The sequence below is a fragment of the Clostridium sp. Marseille-P299 genome, from assembly GCF_900078195.1.
Classification (GTDB): Bacteria; Bacillota; Clostridia; order Lachnospirales; family Lachnospiraceae; genus Lachnoclostridium.
Window position 1 is genome coordinate 1786792 of the sequence record NZ_FJVE01000007.1, and the last position, 19683, is coordinate 1806474.

Annotated in this window: 19 protein-coding genes; 17 read left to right on the forward strand and 2 right to left on the reverse strand. The window is 32.1% G+C overall.

The genetic code is table 11. The annotated features are described in order from the left end of the window. The first annotated feature begins 113 nt into the window (after positions 1-113). From BN4220_RS15705 to BN4220_RS15725, 5 genes are all read left to right on the forward strand, one after another. On the forward strand, positions 114-740 hold the full coding sequence (locus BN4220_RS15705; protein ID WP_066718511.1) for a hypothetical protein: 627 nt from the start codon (positions 114-116) through the stop codon (positions 738-740). A 333-nt stretch (positions 741-1073) separates the two neighbouring features. Further along, the gene (locus BN4220_RS15710) at positions 1074-1316 is read left to right on the forward strand and encodes a hypothetical protein (RefSeq protein ID WP_066718513.1); all 243 of its coding nucleotides are present in this window, start codon (positions 1074-1076) and stop codon (positions 1314-1316) included. 113 nt (positions 1317-1429) lie between these two features. Further along, positions 1430-2416, forward strand: coding sequence for a hypothetical protein (locus BN4220_RS15715; protein ID WP_066718516.1), 987 nt, complete (start codon positions 1430-1432; stop codon positions 2414-2416). Further along, on the forward strand, positions 2409-3707 hold the full coding sequence (locus BN4220_RS15720) for an FtsX-like permease family protein (protein WP_066718519.1): 1299 nt from the start codon (positions 2409-2411) through the stop codon (positions 3705-3707). The genes BN4220_RS15715 and BN4220_RS15720 overlap by 8 nt, the downstream gene beginning before the upstream one ends. A 14-nt stretch (positions 3708-3721) precedes the next feature. Further along, complete coding sequence (locus BN4220_RS15725) at positions 3722-4390, forward strand: ABC transporter ATP-binding protein (protein WP_066718522.1); 669 nt, start codon at positions 3722-3724, stop codon at positions 4388-4390. 243 nt (positions 4391-4633) lie between these two features. Here the strand turns inward: BN4220_RS15725 and BN4220_RS15730 are convergent, their stop codons facing one another. After that, positions 4634-5056, reverse strand: a complete 423-nt coding sequence (locus BN4220_RS15730) for a hypothetical protein (protein ID WP_066718525.1) — start codon at positions 5054-5056, stop codon at positions 4634-4636. Positions 5057-5651: 595 nt separating this feature from the next. Between BN4220_RS15730 and BN4220_RS15735 the strand changes: the two genes are divergently transcribed. After that, a complete protein-coding gene (locus BN4220_RS15735) occupies positions 5652-5834 on the forward strand; it encodes an ATP-binding protein (protein WP_066718527.1) in 183 nt (60 codons plus the stop codon). Between the two features lie 259 nt (positions 5835-6093). Here BN4220_RS15735 and BN4220_RS15740 read toward each other — a convergent pair whose 3' ends face one another. After that, positions 6094-6951: a poly(ethylene terephthalate) hydrolase family protein gene (locus BN4220_RS15740; protein ID WP_197467947.1), complete on the reverse strand. Its 858-nt coding sequence runs from the start codon at positions 6949-6951 to the stop codon at positions 6094-6096. Between the two features lie 249 nt (positions 6952-7200). Here BN4220_RS15740 and BN4220_RS15745 point away from each other — a divergent pair, with 249 nt between their 5' ends. The 11 genes from BN4220_RS15745 (at position 7201) to BN4220_RS15795 (ending at position 19622) form a co-directional block, all read left to right on the forward strand. Further along, positions 7201-7725 carry a TetR/AcrR family transcriptional regulator gene (locus tag BN4220_RS15745; RefSeq protein ID WP_066718530.1) on the forward strand — a complete coding sequence of 175 codons (525 nt, stop codon included), beginning with the start codon at positions 7201-7203 and terminating at the stop codon, positions 7723-7725. A 559-nt stretch (positions 7726-8284) separates the two neighbouring features. Continuing rightward, entirely contained in the window at positions 8285-9301 is a 1017-nt protein-coding gene (locus BN4220_RS15750; RefSeq protein WP_066718532.1) for a uroporphyrinogen decarboxylase family protein, read from the forward strand. A 187-nt stretch (positions 9302-9488) separates the two neighbouring features. Beyond that, a complete protein-coding gene (locus BN4220_RS15755; protein WP_066718535.1) occupies positions 9489-10472 on the forward strand; it encodes a transporter substrate-binding domain-containing protein in 984 nt (327 codons plus the stop codon). A gap of 24 nt (positions 10473-10496) precedes the next feature. Then, on the forward strand, positions 10497-11192 hold the full coding sequence (locus BN4220_RS15760; protein ID WP_066718538.1) for an amino acid ABC transporter permease: 696 nt from the start codon (positions 10497-10499) through the stop codon (positions 11190-11192). A 20-nt stretch (positions 11193-11212) separates the two neighbouring features. Then, positions 11213-11935 carry an amino acid ABC transporter permease gene (locus BN4220_RS15765; RefSeq protein WP_066718541.1) on the forward strand — a complete coding sequence of 241 codons (723 nt, stop codon included), beginning with the start codon at positions 11213-11215 and terminating at the stop codon, positions 11933-11935. A gap of 2 nt (positions 11936-11937) precedes the next feature. Beyond that, on the forward strand, positions 11938-12690 hold the full coding sequence (locus BN4220_RS15770; protein WP_066718542.1) for an amino acid ABC transporter ATP-binding protein: 753 nt from the start codon (positions 11938-11940) through the stop codon (positions 12688-12690). Between the two features lie 461 nt (positions 12691-13151). After that, positions 13152-13601 (forward strand): MarR family winged helix-turn-helix transcriptional regulator, encoded by a 450-nt coding sequence (locus BN4220_RS15775; protein ID WP_066718544.1) that lies wholly within the window; start codon positions 13152-13154, stop codon positions 13599-13601. 116 nt (positions 13602-13717) lie between these two features. Then, positions 13718-15460, forward strand: a complete 1743-nt coding sequence (locus BN4220_RS15780) for an ABC transporter ATP-binding protein (RefSeq protein ID WP_066718546.1) — start codon at positions 13718-13720, stop codon at positions 15458-15460. Then, complete coding sequence (locus tag BN4220_RS15785; RefSeq protein ID WP_066718548.1) at positions 15450-17267, forward strand: ABC transporter ATP-binding protein; 1818 nt, start codon at positions 15450-15452, stop codon at positions 17265-17267. The genes BN4220_RS15780 and BN4220_RS15785 overlap by 11 nt, the downstream gene beginning before the upstream one ends. A gap of 422 nt (positions 17268-17689) precedes the next feature. Then, on the forward strand, positions 17690-18850 hold the full coding sequence (locus BN4220_RS19900; RefSeq protein ID WP_082812342.1) for a helix-turn-helix transcriptional regulator: 1161 nt from the start codon (positions 17690-17692) through the stop codon (positions 18848-18850). An 82-nt stretch (positions 18851-18932) separates the two neighbouring features. Next, positions 18933-19622: a hypothetical protein gene (locus BN4220_RS15795; RefSeq protein ID WP_066718551.1), complete on the forward strand. Its 690-nt coding sequence runs from the start codon at positions 18933-18935 to the stop codon at positions 19620-19622. Positions 19623-19683: the final 61 nt, after the last annotated feature.

Below are 19683 nucleotides of genomic sequence, written 5' to 3' on the forward strand. Positions count from 1 at the left end.
TTTAATATTAGAAATAGTTTTTATAAATATTGTTAATATTTACCATTGGTCTTATAATAGATATAACAGTTATAAATTATTTAATTACTTGTGAATGGGGGGGCGAATATTTAATGTATAAAAAGTATAAAATTTTATTATTGGCAATATGTTTGGCGTTGATCGTATTGATTGTTATACCTATAGCTCTCGGAATTAATAGAAAACACGTTATGGCTGAAAGTTTATTAAGCGTGACATGTTTTACTTTAACAAGTGATTCTATGAAAGAAATTGATTTAAACGATAGTGTTATACTTCCACGAGAAGCAGATTGGACAATGGCTATTAATGTAGTCCCAGGAATTCCTTTGGAGCTATCCTATCCCGATGAATATGTGAATTTTACTGTGCGAACAAGTGATGGTGTATTACGAAGTAACATAAATGGTGAAAGTAAGTTTTATGGGAAAGAAGTTGAGTTACCGAATAACTCTACAATTTATTGGAACAATTTATCTAATAATAATGAAAATGAGCTCCTTTTCAATATTACCAGCTATTTAGATATTATAATCCGTTCCAATGAACATATCGTTGGTTATGCAGTGATTAAAATTTACCCAATAACTGAATTTAAACAAGGTCATGTTTATAGTGCGAAGATGTTAAAATCCGTGTCTTTTCCTAAAGTGGATGGAGAGTATCAAAATATTTCTCTTGATTTTATTGAATCTGAGATGATAAAGATAAAGACGTGAAGGGACTACTATGATAGTTGATACCCATGAAATGTCCGTCAGATGTGTTAACTCCTTGTTATCTATCGGTTGGAACTGCCGTTATTCTGTCTCCAGAATATTGATAATTGGTATAAAAATAATTACTTTCTTCAACACCAGTTACAATACTAGTCATCGCCCAGCGTTATTATCTTGTAATTTTACGGAAATTCCATTATTATACAATGGTTTAACAATCCCCATCATTATATATATTTAACAAATACAATCTTCTAAATTTTGACATTAATAAACATATAATATATAATTACAAATATTGGAGAGCATACATATTTGAAAGGGGGAAAATCAATGAAAAAATTACTGTCATTATTATTAGCAGTAGCATTAGTTATTACAGCTTTTTCAAGTGAAAACAATGTTTATGCGAATCAAAGACCAATTGATGATGTTGAGAATGATAACTTTGGATGGACAGAAAATGAAACGCAAGATATGTTCAAACATGCAAGTTCAATGTTTGCACTTGCATCAATCGATTGGGTGTTGAAAGGTCTAGGAACTTATTATTCATCAAAAACACGTTATACTTAAGTTCATATATACTACAAAATTTAAACGATACTGAATTATGCAAGGCAATTGGCCAATATACAATAGTATAACAAATACGCTCCAAAAACATAACAATATAAAGGAAATGCTGAATGATTAAAATAGAGAAAACTGTAATAGTTCAATCAATCCTTATGATTTTAATTACAATATTGTTTCTACATACTATAGAAAAATTTGAAACACTTTATACTATAAACGATTATGGTTATGAAGCAATTACAGAAGATTCTGTTTACTTTAGAATTGATAACGTAGAAAAAATTAATTTATCAAGATTATTAAAAGGGGATATAATTCAAAATGCTACCTTGATGATACATACTAAAAACACGAATTTATATTATGAGGTAATTTACACACAAGGCCATGAAGATATATTTGATGGTCAATATTTTAATAACAATGATTTTCTAGAAGAAGAAAAAAAAGCTGTCATAGGTAGCAGTGTTAAAGAAAGTATCGGTCAAGGTCCTTTATATATTAATCAAGAAGAATATGCTGTAATAGGTACGATTCCAGTTAGTAAAATAATCCCTCTGAATAAAAGCATATTCTATACTAAGGGAAATATTTCTAATGTAGCATGTGATAGTCTGTTTGTGTTAGCATCATCTAATAAAAAAAACATAACAAAATCACTTGAAAATTTTAAGAGATATCTTACTGAACATAACCAGAATATTAAAATAAAAAACTTACGAGAGACTCTTTTAAATGATTTTATTAATCATGACAAGACCACTGTAATATTATTGTATATTGTTATGATTTTACTATTTCTTATGATGATAATAAATTTGATTTTCTGGTTATATAAAAAGGAAGAAGAAAGAAAAGTATATTTTATCATTGGATTAAAATTTTATTGGCTTAAAGCGAGCACGGAGATAGTAGTCTTTTATTCATTATCGTTTGTTATAAGCTTCATTATTCATAAAATCTTTCTGCTCCAAAATGCTATTGAATTATCTTCCTATATCTCAATATATATTGAAAATATTATACTTATATATATTGTCACGTGGATTTATCGCTTAGTACATATTGGTTCTACAGGGAGGAGTTTCTATGAATAAAATTATAAGTGAATTTTTTTACTCTGTAAATACTAAATCAAGCTTATTTTTTATCATAAGTTTTTTTAACATTATTGCTGTCGCTGGAGTTGTGTTTTCTGGAAACTTAGTCCAATATGAACATGAGATTACGAAAGAATATAATATGATATTTGATGATTGGAAGTATTTAAATACTGGAGATTTATTTGAAGATGATGGAAGGTCATTTTTTAATGATAGAAACTGGTTGGAAAAATTAAAAGCTTATAATCAAAAGTTACATGATTCTACAGAGTTTCAATATCTAGAGATATATGATCAACCAATTTACTGCATTGAATACAAAAAGGATGAATTTTTAGAATACTATACTGACGATGAGCAGTTTAGTAAGAGAGGTGCATCCGTTCAAACACAAGATGGAGATATTAAAAGCTTTTATTGTCTACAAGCAGTTTGGTTGGGGTTAGAAGTATTTGAACAGTTTAATATTCAAGTAAAGAAAGGTTCTTTGTTTCAACAAAAAGATTATGACTATGTATATGGGAAAGATTCTGTCGTACTACTTGGAGCTGAATATGAAGAATTTTACCAAGTTGGAGATATTATAACATTATGTTTTCCATTTGCAGCGATAGATTTTAATGCAAAAATAATTGGAATATTACCAAGCGGAAGCAATATAGATCGAGGTGGTCGATTAATAAATTTAGACAGGCGTATTATCATTCCTCAGTACAACATGGAGGAATATCCTAGCGGTGAAAAAGATCAAAGGTTTCAAGAATGTCTGTATTTAAATAAAAACAGTGGAGTAATAGCAACCAAAATATCAGCCAATTCTGTGCAAGATATCATCAATAAATACAATTTAGAACTGGATATTTTTCCAAATTATTATGTTACAGGTACTACAAATCAGCAAAGTGCTATTTTAAAGACTACTTTATCTCAGATTGCAGGATTTACACTACAAATCGTAATCTTGTTTATGGTTGTAACTAATGTTTTTACGATTATATATACTTATATGAAAATAAACAAAAGTAAAAGATACTTTGCTATTTTGTTAATTAATGGGTTTACGATGAAAGAGCTACATGTCATTATAGTGTTAGAGATTATATCAATTTATTTGATTGCATTGTCAATTGGAATGCCAATTGGAGCTCTAATAACTCTTTCCTTCGGAATCACAACATTTAATAGTTTACTTTACATTATTATTGTACTAGTTTTGTGTGTACTTACAATTGTTATTACGTCAAAGAAATTTAATAAATTAAGTATTGTGGAATTATTACGTTAATTAGGAGGAGAGATATGGACTTTATTAATTTGTGTAATGTAACGAAACAATATAGACGTAATAAGTCGAATGTTACTGCTCTTAAAAATGTTTCTTTTACAATTACAAAAGGAGATATGATTGCTATAACTGGAGAAAGCGGAAGTGGTAAGACTACTTTGTTGAGCATTATGGGGGGATTATTACCATGTACAGAAGGAGAGTATTTTTACCAAGGTCAGCCGATTCATAATAATAATCAGAAGCAGTTGGCTGACTTTCGGCGCGAAAACATAGGATTTATCATTCAGGATTACGCATTGATTCATAGTCGAACAGTTTATGAGAATCTAGAATTACCATTGAAAGGAAGATACCCAAAATCAATCAGAAATGAGATGATTTTAGAGTCATTAGCTGATGTTCATATGAGTGATAAAATTCGATGCTATCCAAATCAATTATCGGGAGGGGAAAAACAAAGAGTTGCAATAGCTCGTGCAGTTGTACACCATCCAAAAGTAATAATAGCAGATGAGCCGACTGGAGCCTTGGACAAAGAAACAATCAAAACTATTCTTTCTCTACTTCATAAGATAAATGATGTTGGGATAACAGTAATTTTGGCAACGCATAATGAATCAGTTGTTAATGATTGTGAAAAATGTTACCACCTTGAAGATGGTGTGATTTATAAACAATAGGTTGTAAATACAATATGCTTCAAGAATCTGAAGTATATAACAAATATAGGACTTGGATATAGATTGTACTACAATCTATATCCAAGAGACATAGCTTCGTTAACTTCTACATCTAAGCCTTCCTATAGATACTTTAATTATTTGAAATATACTTTGTCTTTGTTTGCAAAAATAATTGGTAGAATATCTTGTGTACGTCCTGTTTCTTCAATGTTGTGATGTATCCAATGTGCTCCATCTATTTTAGTATAGATACGAGAAATTGAGTTTGTTAAATAACGTTGCCATAAGCCCCCCATCCATGCCTATCTCTGTTTCTGCATAGAAACTACAACCATCTTGGGTTTGTTTATAGTAATGACTGATTCTTCCAGAAACTTTTTTACCTAGCATAATATTAAAAGTAAATTCTTGATTATTTAAAACAGTAGTATGCATACGGTTGAACACATGATAATGAAATTCATTAAAGTATTCTTCAATTCGACTATCTGCTCCTTCTAAAAATCCATGATTCGTTTTTCCATCGGGTGAATTTGTTAGTGGTGTTACAGCAACGTGATCTCTATGATGCCATAGATGATATAGAGATACTTCAGGACCACTAAAATCCATTCCATTCCAAGTAGTAAATCCCGCTAGATTTTCGAACCACCAGCAAATCATCTTAGGCGTAACACCCTTAATATCATCGTGTTCAATTTGAACTAAAATGTGTCCTTTTTTTGATTTTGTAATGTCCGCCCATTTTGCTGAGCCCTGTGATTAGAATTCTAAATGACCTGCTCTAAGAAGTGCGTTTCTTGCATTTAATCTATTAGCTCTTAATTTTCGATACTATCAGTTGTTTTTTTCATATTCTTAATGTCTCCTTTTATTTAATGGTAGATAATTGTTTGACTGATTATCTCAGATGTGATAAAATTTGAAGATAAAGCTATGTTATCGTCAAGTTCTTTTATTTTTTAGTATAGGGATATTGGCATAAGGGCATGTAAAATACCACTGCATTATAACCCATTTTTGGAAAAGGATATTTGAGAAATTTGAATAAGAAAGATACAACGTTTATTAAAAGCTGTGGCCATTATATGAAAAATTCCTACAGTTTCTTAAAATTGTAATGCAAGAAAATAAACCACCGGCTATACCGGTGGTAATGATTTTTAAGTGCAAGGTGAAAAAGTTGACCTTAAATTGATGTTGATACCTCATACTAAGTTCACATTTAAATTTTGGAGATAAAAAATGATAAGTTCTAATGAAAAAAGAACAAACTGCACCTATTTTTGAACGATTTTATAAGGTATATAAAGCAAGAGATAGTGTGGGTACTGGGCTAGGATTATCGATCGTTAAGAGAATCGTGAAGATACATGGTGGTAGTATACGTGTTGAAAGTGTGCTTGGCGAAGGAAGTAGATTTATTATTAGATTAGATTAATTATGGAGTTTATCCCAGAAACATAGAGAGGTAGTGGCTATGTTTCTGGGATTTTAAGTTATTATATAAGAACAATAACTTCTTAATACATTAGGAGAAAATCATCCTAATCTTCAAATCTGATAGCGAGATTCCGTATGATACACTCACAACCATACTTGTTATTTTAATTTATTTAGTTTCCCACGTATCTTACAATATCTTGCCAAGAAGGATTTGCAAGGATTTCTGCATGGTCACCGAAGAATGCGTTTCCTGCTTAGGTATCGCCTTGAAGCCAGTACATAAACCACGCTGTCATATATCCGTCGGCATGAGATAATGTTTGTCCGTGATCGATACCAGTACGCCTTGCCATAATCTTTGGCATAACATTAGGAATCGTTTTAAAATCCTCTTTCATTTGATCAAGCGGCGAAATTGTTTCTGCATCTAACTTTCCTGTTCCTGCTACTGAAAAATATGGAATGTTGATTTTAGAAAGATCAAAATCCCATTCCAGTCCTGCTGCCAATTCATTACAAGTTGGGCTTGCTGCAAATATCGCTTTGTACATTCTACCGTTATCATAATTGGTAACAGCATTCACTACGCCAACACCACCTTGTGAGTGCCCGCCAATACCAATATTCTCTGTATCAACTTTTTGATAGAAGATGCTATCCACATTCTTATTTAATTTAAGCATATAGTTTAAGCTCATATTTGAAGAAAATCCGTTCCAGGAGTATTCATCTTCATTGCCCACGACGATAAAACCCCATGAAGCAAGATGCTTAAAGATTGCTTTGTATTTTGAAGCAGGAACCCCTGTTCCGTTTGCCATTATGACGAGAGGATATTGCTGTTGGCAATTATCCAAATCAGCCGGATACCAAATCTCATAGGCTTTGTAATTTTGCAATGCGTTAAACTTGACGAATTTGACCTCATATTCTCCCAAAGCAGAGTATCTTGCTTCAATTTCCCCACCAGTTTCTATTTTTTCATAGTATTTATCAGCAACCGCTGGTTTTAAAGATGCCCACAAAAATAATCCACTGATTAAAACAACTGGGGTAAGTACAATCACTAACAGCATACGAGCCCACTTCCGTTTCTTCTTCATTAGATTCATTTCTTTAGTCCCTTCTATTTGGCTATTTGGTCAGTTATTCTTCTCCATTTTTTTGATTTAATATCTCGTTTGAACAATTCCTTATCATTTTATACAATTTTGGTTCTCCTTGACTTTTATTTTGAAGTTTGATATAACTTACTGAAACAATTGTTCCAACGGCATTACTATACACAATTCTGTTTGTACTTTCAACCCAAAACAGGTTTATGGCGCAAAAATGGAACAAAGAGGAGGATTTGTTTCAGTATGAAAAAGTATACAGAGGAAGGTTCAGATGAAATTAGAATGTCCATTGCAAATGCGTTGTTTTCGTTACTAAAGGACAACGCCTTGGAGGATATTGGAGTAGGTGAAATCTGTAATAATGCATCCGTTGGCAGGACAACCTACTACCGATATTTTGGTTCTAAAAGTGGAAAAAATGAAGCTCTGTTGTTTTGGTTTACTTATCATTGGGATGAGTTATGCAAAGACGGTGTTCTTTCTGCAAAGGATAAGGATATAATGTTCTTAAATTATTTATATGAAAACAAGGTCAAGCTACTATTACTGAAAAGCAATAACAGCATAGAGATCATTGATTCCTTTATTTTATATGTTTATGGTCCGAAAGAAAACGATGAAGACTTTTACTTCAAATACGCTGGTGCAGGCTTGTGGATTGGACTTGTTAGAGCTGTAATGAAGAATGATTTTAACGATGAGATCGAAATTGTACAGAAAAAAATTACAGAAAGTATGCTAAAGCTAGTCCTATCTGCATCGAAATAAGGGTAGAGAACTATGATTAATGACAAACAATGAAAACAGTACCTAAAAAGCTGTCATTACCATTTCATCATAATAGAGGAATAATTAATTGATTTACTAAATTTATCAAATTTTAGTCAACAAAATAAAATCTCCTGCATATAATCATACTAATCAGATAGGATTATAGTATATATGAAAGGAGAATATATGAACGTGTATCTTAATAACTTGCAAGTGAATATGAACTGTTGCTGTTTATGTTGTTGTAACAATTATAATATGGCTTCTTTCATGCGCAAGTTAACAGAACGATTTCATTGTAGAATTACATAAAGGATTCTATATTTATGATATTTATATCAATGAAATAAGTAGGGGCTTGTAGCACCCTGCTTTTTTTGTACCCAAATTTAATTATCAATATTTTTTATATAACTGAAGGGAGATTTTAATGGAATTTATTCAATTAAGAAAACAAAATTGTGAAAGTGATCGATGTTATACTTAAACAATATATAAATGGTCAAGTGTTTCTGAGGTTAGATTTTATAAAAGTATAATTAAAAGGAGCGTAAATATGTCAAAAAAACAATTAGTTTTAAATGCATTTAATAATAAAGAAGTTGAACGAGTTCCAGTAGGTTTTTGGTTTCATTTTGTAGAAGGTAAAGAGTTTAATCAAGGAGTGCAACGTAAGGAAATTATTCAAAAAAATATTGACGGACATAGAGCATTTTATGAGAAATTTAAACCAGATTTTATAAAATTAATGAGTGATGGATTTTTCCAATACCCAAACGATGTACTTATCAAAGGTGGTACAACGAAGGAGCTAAAACAAATAAAACCTCTTGGTAAAAATCATATATGGATAGAAAAACAGGTGCAACTAGTAAAATCCTTAACCGATATCTTTGGTAACGATGTAGCAACTTTTTATAACATCTTTTCACCTGCTACATTTTTAAGGATTCAACTAACAAATTCTAAATCGAATTTAACAATTACAGACTACTTTAAACAAGATAAAGAAGCACTAAAATACGCACTAAGCGTAATATCAGAAGACCTAGCTGCTCTAGCTACTAGGGTTATTGAGGAAGGCGGGGCAGATGGAATTTATTTAAGCGTTCAAAATGTTCAAAAGAATGATTTTACTGCAATTGATTATTTAGATCTCATTGCTCCTAGTGAATTGAATGTATTAAAGGCGGCGAACAGTGTGAGTGATAATAATATTCTTCATATTTGTGGTTATGAAGGTGCAAGAAATGACTTGACTATTTATAAAGATTATAATGCAAAGGTTATCAATTGGGCGGTAAATGTGGAGAAAGTTAGTCTCCTCGAAGGAAAGAAATTATTCGGAAACCGTGCTGTGATTGGTGGATTTGATAATACGGCAAATGGTATTTTATATCGTGGTTCCAAAGAAGAAATAGAAAAAGTCACGGAACAATTATTAAATGAGGCTGGTACGACGGGAATTATTCTAGGTGCAGATTGTACAGTTCCTAGTGATATTGATTTAAAACATCTTGAATGGGTGAGGGAGAAAGCAGCTGAGTTATCTCAAAAGGAAAGGGTAGTTTAAAGTATGCAGAGGGGAGTTAAATGGAAAATAGTTCATATCTTGATTTAATATATGCTTAGACATTGAGATAGGAGTTAAACGAAATAAAGTTTCATTAAGCTAAATGAGGGCACTTAACTACTTTAATTGATTACTAGGACATCAAGCACTTTAAACTTGATAATATAAATGACAGAAAGAGGTTAACATGAAAAAAATTAAATTATTCGGACTTTTCATAAGTATTATTAGCATCGCTATACTTGGTACAGCATGTGTCAAATCAACAACTAAAAATAATAGTGTAACTCAGACAGATACAAAAATTGATTCAAGTTCAAAAACAGAATTAAATTCAAAAGCAGATACTAATACAAAAACAAATACAGATTCAAATACTAAAACAAATACAGAAAAGAACAGCAGCGAAAGTCCTACAGCAGAAGAAGTTACTAAAGTATATGTAGCTCATACACAAACCTATGTTCCGTATGATTATGTCAATGAAAATGGCGAATCGGATGGTTTTGAAGTTCAGGTGTTAAAGGAAGTTGATAAATTATTACCTCAATATGAATTTATATTCGTTCCAACCTCTGACGACGATTTGTTGATTGGTGTAGAATCCGGAAAGTATAACATTGGAACAAAAGGAGCTTGGTTTACTGAAGAAAGAGCTGAAAAATTTGTATTTCCTAAGAATTATATCGCTGCTAGTAGCATTGGAATCGCATTTCGTACTGAAAATGCTGATGTCATCAAAGATCTTGAGAGTTTTGCAACTTTTAGTGGAAAGTTAGTCCCTATCGCCCCTCAAAATGCACAGTATAGCGTAGTAGAAGAATACAATAAAGAGCATCCAGACAATCAAATTGATTTACAGGCTTCTGATTCTTTTGATGTTGCCGATGCTTATACTTGGGTGGTTGAAGGAAGATACGATGCATTTTTTACAATTAAAGTTTCCTTTGAAAATAATGTGCTAGCAAAGGATGGAGCTTACCACGATTATGCAGATAAACTCTCTTATGTTGTACATCAAGCAATACCTACCTGGCCACTGTTTAACAAAAATGATAAAGACCTTGCAGATGCTTATGATGAAGCAATTACAACGCTAACTGAGAATGGAAGAATTTTAGAATTACAAGAACAATACTTTGGTGAAGATATTTTTCAGTATATAAAATAATAAATTAAAAGGGGGTATTCCTAGATGAGACCATTTAAACCTATCTTTATTTTTGAAGCACTAATAAATTTGATACCTTATCTAGGTGTTACCTTATCCATTATGTTTGGAACAGTTTTCTTTGGTTCTCTCTTTGGTGCAGCCATAGCCAGCGCTAAAATAAAGAAAAAGAAGGGATTGAAACAATTGGCAGAAGTGTACACCTTGGTATTACGGTGTACTCCACCGATTGTATTATTATTCATTGTATTTTATGGCCTTCCAGAATTCATGAATAACTCCTTTGGAATTAATATCAATAATATAAATAAAGGAATATTTGTAACCATAACCTTAACCTTACTTTTTACAGCGACGATTTCAGAAGTAATGCGAACTGCTTATGAATCCATAGATAGGGGCCAATATGAAGCGGGAGCTAGTGTAGGAATGACTGAATTACAAATTTTTCGAAGAATTATGTTGCCACAATGTATTGTTGTTATGCTGCCTAATTTCTGTAATTCACTTGTAAGCTTAATGAAAGAAGGTGCTCTCGCTTATACCATTGGATTTATTGACCTCATGGGAAAAGGACAATTAATCATTGGAAATCATTATGGAGCGTATGCATTAGAGACATATATTGCATTGGCATTGATCTATTGGGGTATGACCATTTTAATTGAAAAAATCTTTGCTTTATGTGAAGCTAGATTGTCCAGAGGAAAGAAAATTTAACGAGGATAGGAGGGATAAGAATGAACCTTGATTTAGATTTTATGATAAAAACCTTTGTACACACCTTGACAGGAATTCCAACCACCTTAAATATTACATTTCTTTCCCTTGCTATTGCATCACCAATTGCGTTTTTTATGGCGATAGCCAAGATTCAAGAAGTGAAAATAATAAAGAGATTCCTCTCTTTATATGTATCATTTGTAAGAGGCACTCCAATGGTTTTACAGATATTGATTATATACAGTTTAATACCTAGCTTACTCAATTTCCTTGTAAAACTATTAGACATCAAGATAAATGTCTTTGCAATTCCACCTATCATATATGCATATATTGTATTTACTTTAAACTCCATTGCCAGCTTATCCGAATGTTTTCGCTCCGCTTTATTAACCATTCATCAAGGACAATTAGAGGCAGCGAAAGCCGTTGGTATGACTAGTGTTCAGGCCTATATAAGAATCATTATTCCTCAGGCACTGGTAGTAGCAATTCCAAATATCTGTAATATTACAGTAAGCTTAATCAAAGGAACCTCCTTAGCTTTTTTGATGACCGTGAAAGATATTACAGCGATTGCTAAAATGGATGCTGCTTATGGCTATAACTATATTGAAGCATATTTAGTGATATTTATTATTTATATTCTTGTATGTACAGCAGTTCAGATATTATATAAAGGAATTGAAAGATATTTTAGTACATTTCGCAGTTTACAAGTAAAGAAAGGAGGGGTATAGGGATGTTAGAAATTAATAATGTTCATAAAGCGTTTCATAAAAATGAAGTATTAAAAGGTGTTTCAATAAAAGTAAATAAAGGAGACGTAGTTGTAATTCTTGGACCAAGTGGATCAGAGAAAACTACCTTCCTTCGTTGTGTTAATTTCCTGGAAAAAGCAGATGCAGGTGAAATAGTATTTGATAATCAAGGGATATTATTTTCAGAAGCTTCGAAAAAAGAAATTAATAATATTAGAAAAAAGACAGCATTTGTATTTCAAAATTATAATCTATTTCAAAACAAAACAGCACTTGAAAACGTTACAGAAGGCCTTATTATTGCAAGAAAAATTCGAAAGCAGGAGGCGATTAACATTGCAAAACATGCCCTTGATAAGGTGGGGCTATCTGATAAATACGACTATTATCCGTCAAAGTTATCGGGAGGGCAGCAGCAAAGAGTTGGTATTGCAAGAGCGATTGCTGTAAATCCAGAAGTGATTTTATTCGATGAACCTACCTCTGCCTTAGATCCAGAGCTTATCGGCGAAATACTTGCCGTTATGAAATCACTTGCTCGTGAAGGAATTACAATGATTGTTGTAACCCATGAAATGTCTTTTGCCCAGGACGTTGCAAATCATATTGTTTTTATGGATGCTGGAGTTATTGTGGAGGAGGGGCCTCCAGATCAAATCTTTAAGAAACCAAAGGAAGAGAGGACGAAGCAGTTTTTAAGACGAATTATTAATGATTATGATTATTCTATATAGGCGAATTAAACTGTTTTCCAGATAAGCATTATTGATGAATTAAACAGCTTTTCGGATAAGCATTATAGATGAATTAGACAGCTTTCCAGATAAACAATATAGGTGAATCATACAGTTTTTCAGATAAACATTAAGTAAATGATAAACATATTGTTTTGAACAAAATTTTCTAGAACTGCTCCAAAATTTCATTCACTTGATAACGAACTTGTGAAAGCTCTCTTCCAATAAAGTACTAACATCTGATTGTTAAATATCATAAATTACCTCAATTTCTTTTGAAAATTGAGGTTTTTTTAATCAAGCTAGAAATGGATGATTCCTAAATTGGTTGATTTATGTTAGTTAATAAATTATTTATGACTAATTTTTTATAAAACTGTTGACAAATAAAATTATACTATATATACTTTAAAAGTCCGATTTAGTAATGTATGATTTCGGACAATCGGAGGTGAACTATGAACGATAATGATTTGAATGATGGAAATTTGAAAGCTTTCCGTGAAACTATTAATGATTTGGAGAGTGTTTATGCTACGTTCTCAAAAATTAATGGTTTATCCAATGCTGAATATTGGTCTTTAATTTTAATATGTGAAGGTTCTACAACTCAAAGAGATATTAGTGAACAACTATCACTTAGTAGACAGACTGTGAATTCTGCATTCAAATTACTTGTAAAAAAAGGATTGGTAACTTTGGAACCTGTTAAGGATAACCTACGCATTAAAGAAGCTTGTCTAACCGAGTTAGGTGAAAAGTACGCAAAAAAATGTATGGACAGCGTACACAATATAGAGGAGAAAGTATGGTTAACCTTAGAAAAAGAAGAAAGGATTCAGCTTACAAAGCTCATTTGTAAGTACAAAGATTTAATGAAAGATGCATTACAAAAACAAAAAAAATAAACTTTTCATCGGAGGACTTACAATCGCAATTGTAACGTCGAACAGAAGATGTCGGGTGCGCTCGGTTATTATGAATAACTGGCGCACTTTTTTTATTTACATTTAGGAGGATTTATATGAAATTTATATTACGTTTTCTAAAGCCTTATTGGAAATTATGTGTTTTTACAATTTTTTTATTAACATTAGATGTGGCTGGCGCTTTATTCATTCCAACACTTGCTGCTAAAATGTTGAATGCAGGCACTATGGGTAGTACACCAAATGTATTACTCAATACTGGTATTAAGATGGCGATAGCATCCATTATATCTGCTTTCGGTGCACTTCTTAGCGGATATGTGTGTTCTATACTATCCGCAAAAGTGGGAAAAGATATCAGGGATTCAATCTATAAGAAATCACTACAGTTATCAATCTACGATTTTCGCCAATTTGGAACTGCTTCCATTACGACCCGTACAATTTCTGATGTCACCAACATTCAATTAGCGATTGTTAGCTTCATCCAAATGGTTTTACCAGTACCTATTATATTTGTTATTGCACTTACCTTATCATTTCGATTGGATATACAATTAGGTTTCCTTTTATTGATTGTGGTCCTAATTGTTATAATTCTTGCAGGATTTATTATGAAAAAGGCCTCACCGCTAAGCCGATTACTTCAAAAAAAGTTAGATCGAATGAGTTCAATATTGCTTGAAAATATTACTGGAGTTCGTGTAATTCGTGCCTTTAATAAAGAGTCCAGTGAACAAAATAGATTAGATAATTCATTCTCAGACTACGCGAATACTGCGATTAAAACCAACAAATTATTTGCTAGTTTAGACGGTCTTTCTTTTCTATCGATTAATATTTTTATGGTTATGATTTATTGGATTAGCGGTGGAAGTATTAGTGCAGGACGTTATCAAATTGGAGATATTACAGCTATCACTGAATATGCACTATTAATATTATATTTCCTTATGATGGCACAAATGATCATACTGACGATGCCTCGTGCACTAGAATGTTGCCGCCGAGTACAAGCAGTTCTAGAACATACTCCAGAGATTAGAGATGATGTATCAAAGGACAACAACACAGTTTTAGAAAAAAACAAAGATGTATTGAGTTTTAAAGATGTATCTTTTCGATATTCTGACGCAGAAGAAGATACCTTAAGTCATTTAAATTTTACGTGTAGACGTGGCGAAACTACTGCTATTATAGGTGGAAACGGTAGTAGAAAATCTACCATTGCTTCCCTAATATTACGATTTAATGATGTTACAAAAGGAGAAATCTGTTTGAATGGTCAGGATATTAAAAGCATGACGCAACATAACTTAAGAAAGCATTTGGCATATGTACAACAAAAAGCATGGCTCTTTTCCGGAACAATCGCAAATAACTTGCGATATGGAAATCAAAATGCAACCGATGAAGAACTAAAACATGCCTTAAAAGTAGCACAAGCTTACGATTTTGTTAACTCATTACCACTAAAACTTGACTCCTATGTTGCTCAAGGAGGGATGAATTTCTCTGGTGGTCAAAAGCAACGACTTTCCATCGCCAGAGCATTAGTAAAAAAACCTGAATTGTATATTTTTGATGATAGTTTTTCAGCATTAGATTTTAAAACAGATGCTGCGTTACGAAAAGCATTAAGTCAGGAAACACAGGACTCGGCAGTGTTAATTATTGCTCAGCGTATTAGTTCCATTCAACATGCGAATCAGATTATAGTATTAGATGAAGGAAAAGTAGCTGGAATTGGAACTCATGATAAACTTATGAAACATTGCTTAGTATATCAAGAAATCTATAAATCTCAAACAAAGGAGGATTCAAACAATGAAATTTAATAACAAAAAGAAAATGAAACAATCATCAGAATTTGAACTACCTCAAGATACACAAGGTACCTTGCTTCGTTTAATTCACCAACTAAAGAGCCAGCGAATTCGATTATCTATTGTTGCTTTATCTATATTAATTTATACCGTATTAAGTATATGGACACCATTTCGTAGTGCACAGGTAATTGATCTACTATGGCAAAGCATTAAAAGTTCAAAAGAACAAGGATTGCCTTTTACTATTAAATGGGATACTCTCGGTAGTGAATTAACATTTTTAACGATTCAATATTTCTTTTTATGGCTATTTTATTATCTGCAATCTTTTTTAATGGCTAATGTAGCAGAAAACTTAATACTTTCTCTTCGTAAACAAATTAGCGAAAAATTAAACAAACTACCTTTGAGATTTTTTGATCAAAATAAATCAGGCGAGATTTTGAGCAAAGTAACAAATGATTTAGATAAAATTTCAGATACATTACAAACCGGACTTTTAAAATTTTTAGTCGCTATCGGAACGATTATTGGATCAATAATCATCATGTTTTATTACAATATTGCCTTAACCTGTATTTTCCTTGTATTTATGATACTTAGTATGATTATTACAAAAATCGTAGCTACAAAAAATTTAGAGTATGCCGCACTTCGCCAAGAAACTTTAGGAGAGTTAACGGGGATTGTTGAAGAATTTTACACTGGAAGAAATATTATCAAAGCGTACAATCAAGAAGAGCAAAGTATGAAACGTGTATTTGATTCAACGGAAGCAAATCGAAACATTTCACAAAAGGCAGATTTCTTAACCAACTGTGTCAATCCTCTTATCCGTTTACTTACCAGATTGGCTCACGTTGTTATTGCAGTGATTGCTGGATTTGCTATGATAAATGGTACTATGACCATAGGTGTAGTTCAAGCTTTTTTCCAATATATCAATCAAACAGCAGAGCCTTTAACGCAAGCATCCTATATGATTAATACATTACAATCAGCCTTAGCATCAGCAGAACGAACTTTCAAACTTCTAGATAGCGAAGAAGAAATAGTAGATACTTCAAACCCTATCATTCTTGAACGTGCCAAAGGACATATTACCTTTGATTACGTAAGTTTTGGCTATAATAAGGATCATTTACTAATGAAAGAAATTAGTTTTACCGCGAAACCAGGAGAAAAAATAGCAATAGTTGGTAGTACTGGTGCAGGTAAAACAACGTTAATTAATCTGCTAATGAGGTTTTATGAAATTAATAAAGGACAAATTTTAATTGATGGAATTTCCAGTACTGATATGACAAGAAAGGGTTTGCGTCAGAATTTTGGTATGGTGTTACAAGATACTTGGCTGTTTCATGGTACGGTAGCAGAAAATATTGCTTACGGAAAATCCTCTGCAACCCGTGAAGAAATTGTAGCTGCAGCAAAAGCCGCTAAAGTTGACTATTTTATCCGTACAATGCCTCAAGGGTATGATACAGTTTTAGATAACGATGGCGCTAACTTATCCGTTGGTCAACGACAACTTTTAACCATCGCTCGTGTGTTTTTATGTAATCCACCTATACTGATCCTGGATGAAGCAACTTCTAGTGTAGATACAAGAACAGAAATAGAAATAAGCAAAGCAATGGAAAAACTTATGAAAGGTCGAACTAGTTTTGTTATTGCCCATAGACTATCTACAATCCGTGACGCAGATAAAATTCTGTTTATGGAGAATGGTAATATTATTGAGCAAGGGAATCATAATGAGCTTTTACAGAAAAATGGAGCTTATGCATCATTATACTATAGTCAATTTGCTTAGGAAGAAATTTGAATATAGCGGTTAATATGTCGCAATTTATTGGAGAATATACGAACTAAAAAGTAAACATCTCTTGTTACTTTGATATTATTAAATAGTCATACGCATACTTTGGTGGCGTATGACTTCTTCAATATGTCGATAAAGGTACTGCGCTTATTAGATGTATTTACGGTCAGAATGTGCTTCTGGCATTCATAGAGAATGGATTGTAAATGAAATGATACAATATATTGAGCTTTCTGTTTGAAAATAATTGATATATTTGACTTTCATTTACAGCACCTATATAATCTATCTAAACGAATAAGGTATAGGTTACATAAAATAAAATGTTAATGTAGCATCGTCTTAATATACGGAGCAATCGTTTTATTAGTTTTTTTATACACGAACAAAATGCCTTACGAAAAGGAGCTTCTATGGAAATAGTTAGGAACTTACTAAATGATAGTAATACGAAAGTGATTTTAACTTTGTTAAAAGATGAAGAAATGTATGGTTTTCAAATAATTGAAATACTTTCTAAGAATTTAAATCATGCCTTTCATTTAAAAGAGGGTGCACTCTATCCACACCTTTATGCTTTAGAGCAGAAAAATTATATAAGCTCACGAATGCATGAAGTTGAAAATGGACGTAAACGAAAGCTTTATAAGGTAACAAAGAAAGGAAAGAAATTTTTAGAGAAAAAACAAGAAGAGAGGGAATACTCCTCCAATAAGATTAATTTTGTGGAACATGGCAGGGGGAAGAAAGAATATGATGAGAATTACACTATAACTGACATTTACCATTGGAGTTATGAAGTAAGCAAACAAATTCGTTTTAAGCCAGATAGGAACATGGTTTATGAAGAAATATTGACACATCTTTATGATAAGACAAATGATTTAGAAACTGCTGGTATGAAAAGAGAGGATGCTATGCTTTCTACAATAGAATCAATGGGAGATGTAAATCAAATTGGTTACATTATGAAAAAAGTTCATAACCCTCTTTCTGGATATCTTTTAAGAATTTCACAAGTACTACTCATTTTTTCTGTTCTTTGGATATCCATTTTTTGTTTCAAGAATGGTGGAATTAGCTATATAATCGAAGGATTAAAACCACAAAAGAATTACTGGGAAGAAAACCAGCAGTCCTATAATGAGGACAACGCTTATGAATTAATCGCTGAATTAGCACCAAACTGTACAGCAACGATAGAAGGGTACGAATTTTCTATTCCTAAGGCATTTCATCGAAAAGCTACTTACGTAAATCAAGGAAAACAATATGAAGATGAAATTTTCGAATTTATACTAGTAGCAAAACATAGTCCTTTCTTAGATTCCCCAAAAGGGATATTAAACCACATTACAGCAGTTGATAATCTCGGTAATCAATATTCTGATATATCAGGATATGGTAGTGAACCAAGTGTTGTTGGAAATCTAACTGTTGAACGAGCTTTTTCCAGTCAGTTTGAAATGTGGATTGATGATTTATCTCCAGATGCAGAATGGATTGAACTACAATATGATTATTTAGGAAGATCTTTTCAACTTAAAATACCAACAATAGAAGGAGATGGTTGAAAAATGCATCTCAACCAACAAAAAGCACAGTGGGTGCTTTTCGCTAATAAACTGATCTGCCTAACGCAACATGGAGGACGTTATGATTAAATTCCCTAAATTAAAAAGAAAACACCGCATCATACGAAATTTATTTTTATCATTCTCTATAGTTATACTATGGTTCATTGCCGTTGATTTTGCTAGTTTTACTCCAGAGTCAGCGTTTCGAAGACTTGAAAAATCGTATCTTAGTGGGCCGGCAGATATTCTTACTATAATGGATGAACCAAATAGTAAGAATACAAAAGTAATAGTATCCTCTTATCAAGACCAAATTCAGATAAGTACGATTTATAAAAATAATTCAATGTGGAAAGGTGAGAAACTAAATAGTTATAAACAACATGGAGACATCATGGTGATACCGTATGCGTTTTCTAATTTTCAAAAGGCTGGCATTTTTGCTATTAGTAACTTGAATGAATCGGTGAGAGCAGTGATGACAATTCAATTTCAACATTCAGACGAAAATGATAACAAAATTACAACAGAATTAACATATGAGGGTCAAAAATTAACAGATGGCTTATATTATTTTGTTATTGAAGATCAATATGTTAATATTGGTCAAGACATAGGATATTTAATATTCATGTTAGGTCGAATAGCAGATAAATGGACCAACTCAAACATTAGCTATCCGATACAGTTACGATTTTTTTCCAATAACGATGAACTAATAAAAGAAGAAAATCTAGTGCTTAGTAGTGATTATCTATATGGAAACTAAGGTATTATTGAGATTGAATACAACAACAAGTACTGGAAAATCACAGATTATAATGACCAAA

Coding starts and splice junctions, on each gene's coding strand:
- BN4220_RS15705 (WP_066718511.1), top strand. CDS start 114: ATGTATAAAAAGTATAAAATTTTATTATTGGCAATATGTTTGGCGTTG.
- BN4220_RS15710 (WP_066718513.1), top strand. CDS start 1,074: ATGAAAAAATTACTGTCATTATTATTAGCAGTAGCATTAGTTATTACA.
- BN4220_RS15715 (WP_066718516.1), top strand. CDS start 1,430: ATGATTAAAATAGAGAAAACTGTAATAGTTCAATCAATCCTTATGATT.
- BN4220_RS15720 (WP_066718519.1), top strand. CDS start 2,409: ATGAATAAAATTATAAGTGAATTTTTTTACTCTGTAAATACTAAATCA.
- BN4220_RS15725 (WP_066718522.1), top strand. CDS start 3,722: ATGGACTTTATTAATTTGTGTAATGTAACGAAACAATATAGACGTAAT.
- BN4220_RS15730 (WP_066718525.1), bottom strand. CDS start 5,056: ATGATTTGCTGGTGGTTCGAAAATCTAGCGGGATTTACTACTTGGAAT.
- BN4220_RS15735 (WP_066718527.1), top strand. CDS start 5,652: ATGAAAAAAGAACAAACTGCACCTATTTTTGAACGATTTTATAAGGTA.
- BN4220_RS15740 (WP_197467947.1), bottom strand. CDS start 6,951: ATGAATCTAATGAAGAAGAAACGGAAGTGGGCTCGTATGCTGTTAGTG.
- BN4220_RS15745 (WP_066718530.1), top strand. CDS start 7,201: ATGAAAAAGTATACAGAGGAAGGTTCAGATGAAATTAGAATGTCCATT.
- BN4220_RS15750 (WP_066718532.1), top strand. CDS start 8,285: ATGTCAAAAAAACAATTAGTTTTAAATGCATTTAATAATAAAGAAGTT.
- BN4220_RS15755 (WP_066718535.1), top strand. CDS start 9,489: ATGAAAAAAATTAAATTATTCGGACTTTTCATAAGTATTATTAGCATC.
- BN4220_RS15760 (WP_066718538.1), top strand. CDS start 10,497: ATGAGACCATTTAAACCTATCTTTATTTTTGAAGCACTAATAAATTTG.
- BN4220_RS15765 (WP_066718541.1), top strand. CDS start 11,213: ATGAACCTTGATTTAGATTTTATGATAAAAACCTTTGTACACACCTTG.
- BN4220_RS15770 (WP_066718542.1), top strand. CDS start 11,938: ATGTTAGAAATTAATAATGTTCATAAAGCGTTTCATAAAAATGAAGTA.
- BN4220_RS15775 (WP_066718544.1), top strand. CDS start 13,152: ATGAACGATAATGATTTGAATGATGGAAATTTGAAAGCTTTCCGTGAA.
- BN4220_RS15780 (WP_066718546.1), top strand. CDS start 13,718: ATGAAATTTATATTACGTTTTCTAAAGCCTTATTGGAAATTATGTGTT.
- BN4220_RS15785 (WP_066718548.1), top strand. CDS start 15,450: ATGAAATTTAATAACAAAAAGAAAATGAAACAATCATCAGAATTTGAA.
- BN4220_RS19900 (WP_082812342.1), top strand. CDS start 17,690: ATGGAAATAGTTAGGAACTTACTAAATGATAGTAATACGAAAGTGATT.
- BN4220_RS15795 (WP_066718551.1), top strand. CDS start 18,933: ATGATTAAATTCCCTAAATTAAAAAGAAAACACCGCATCATACGAAAT.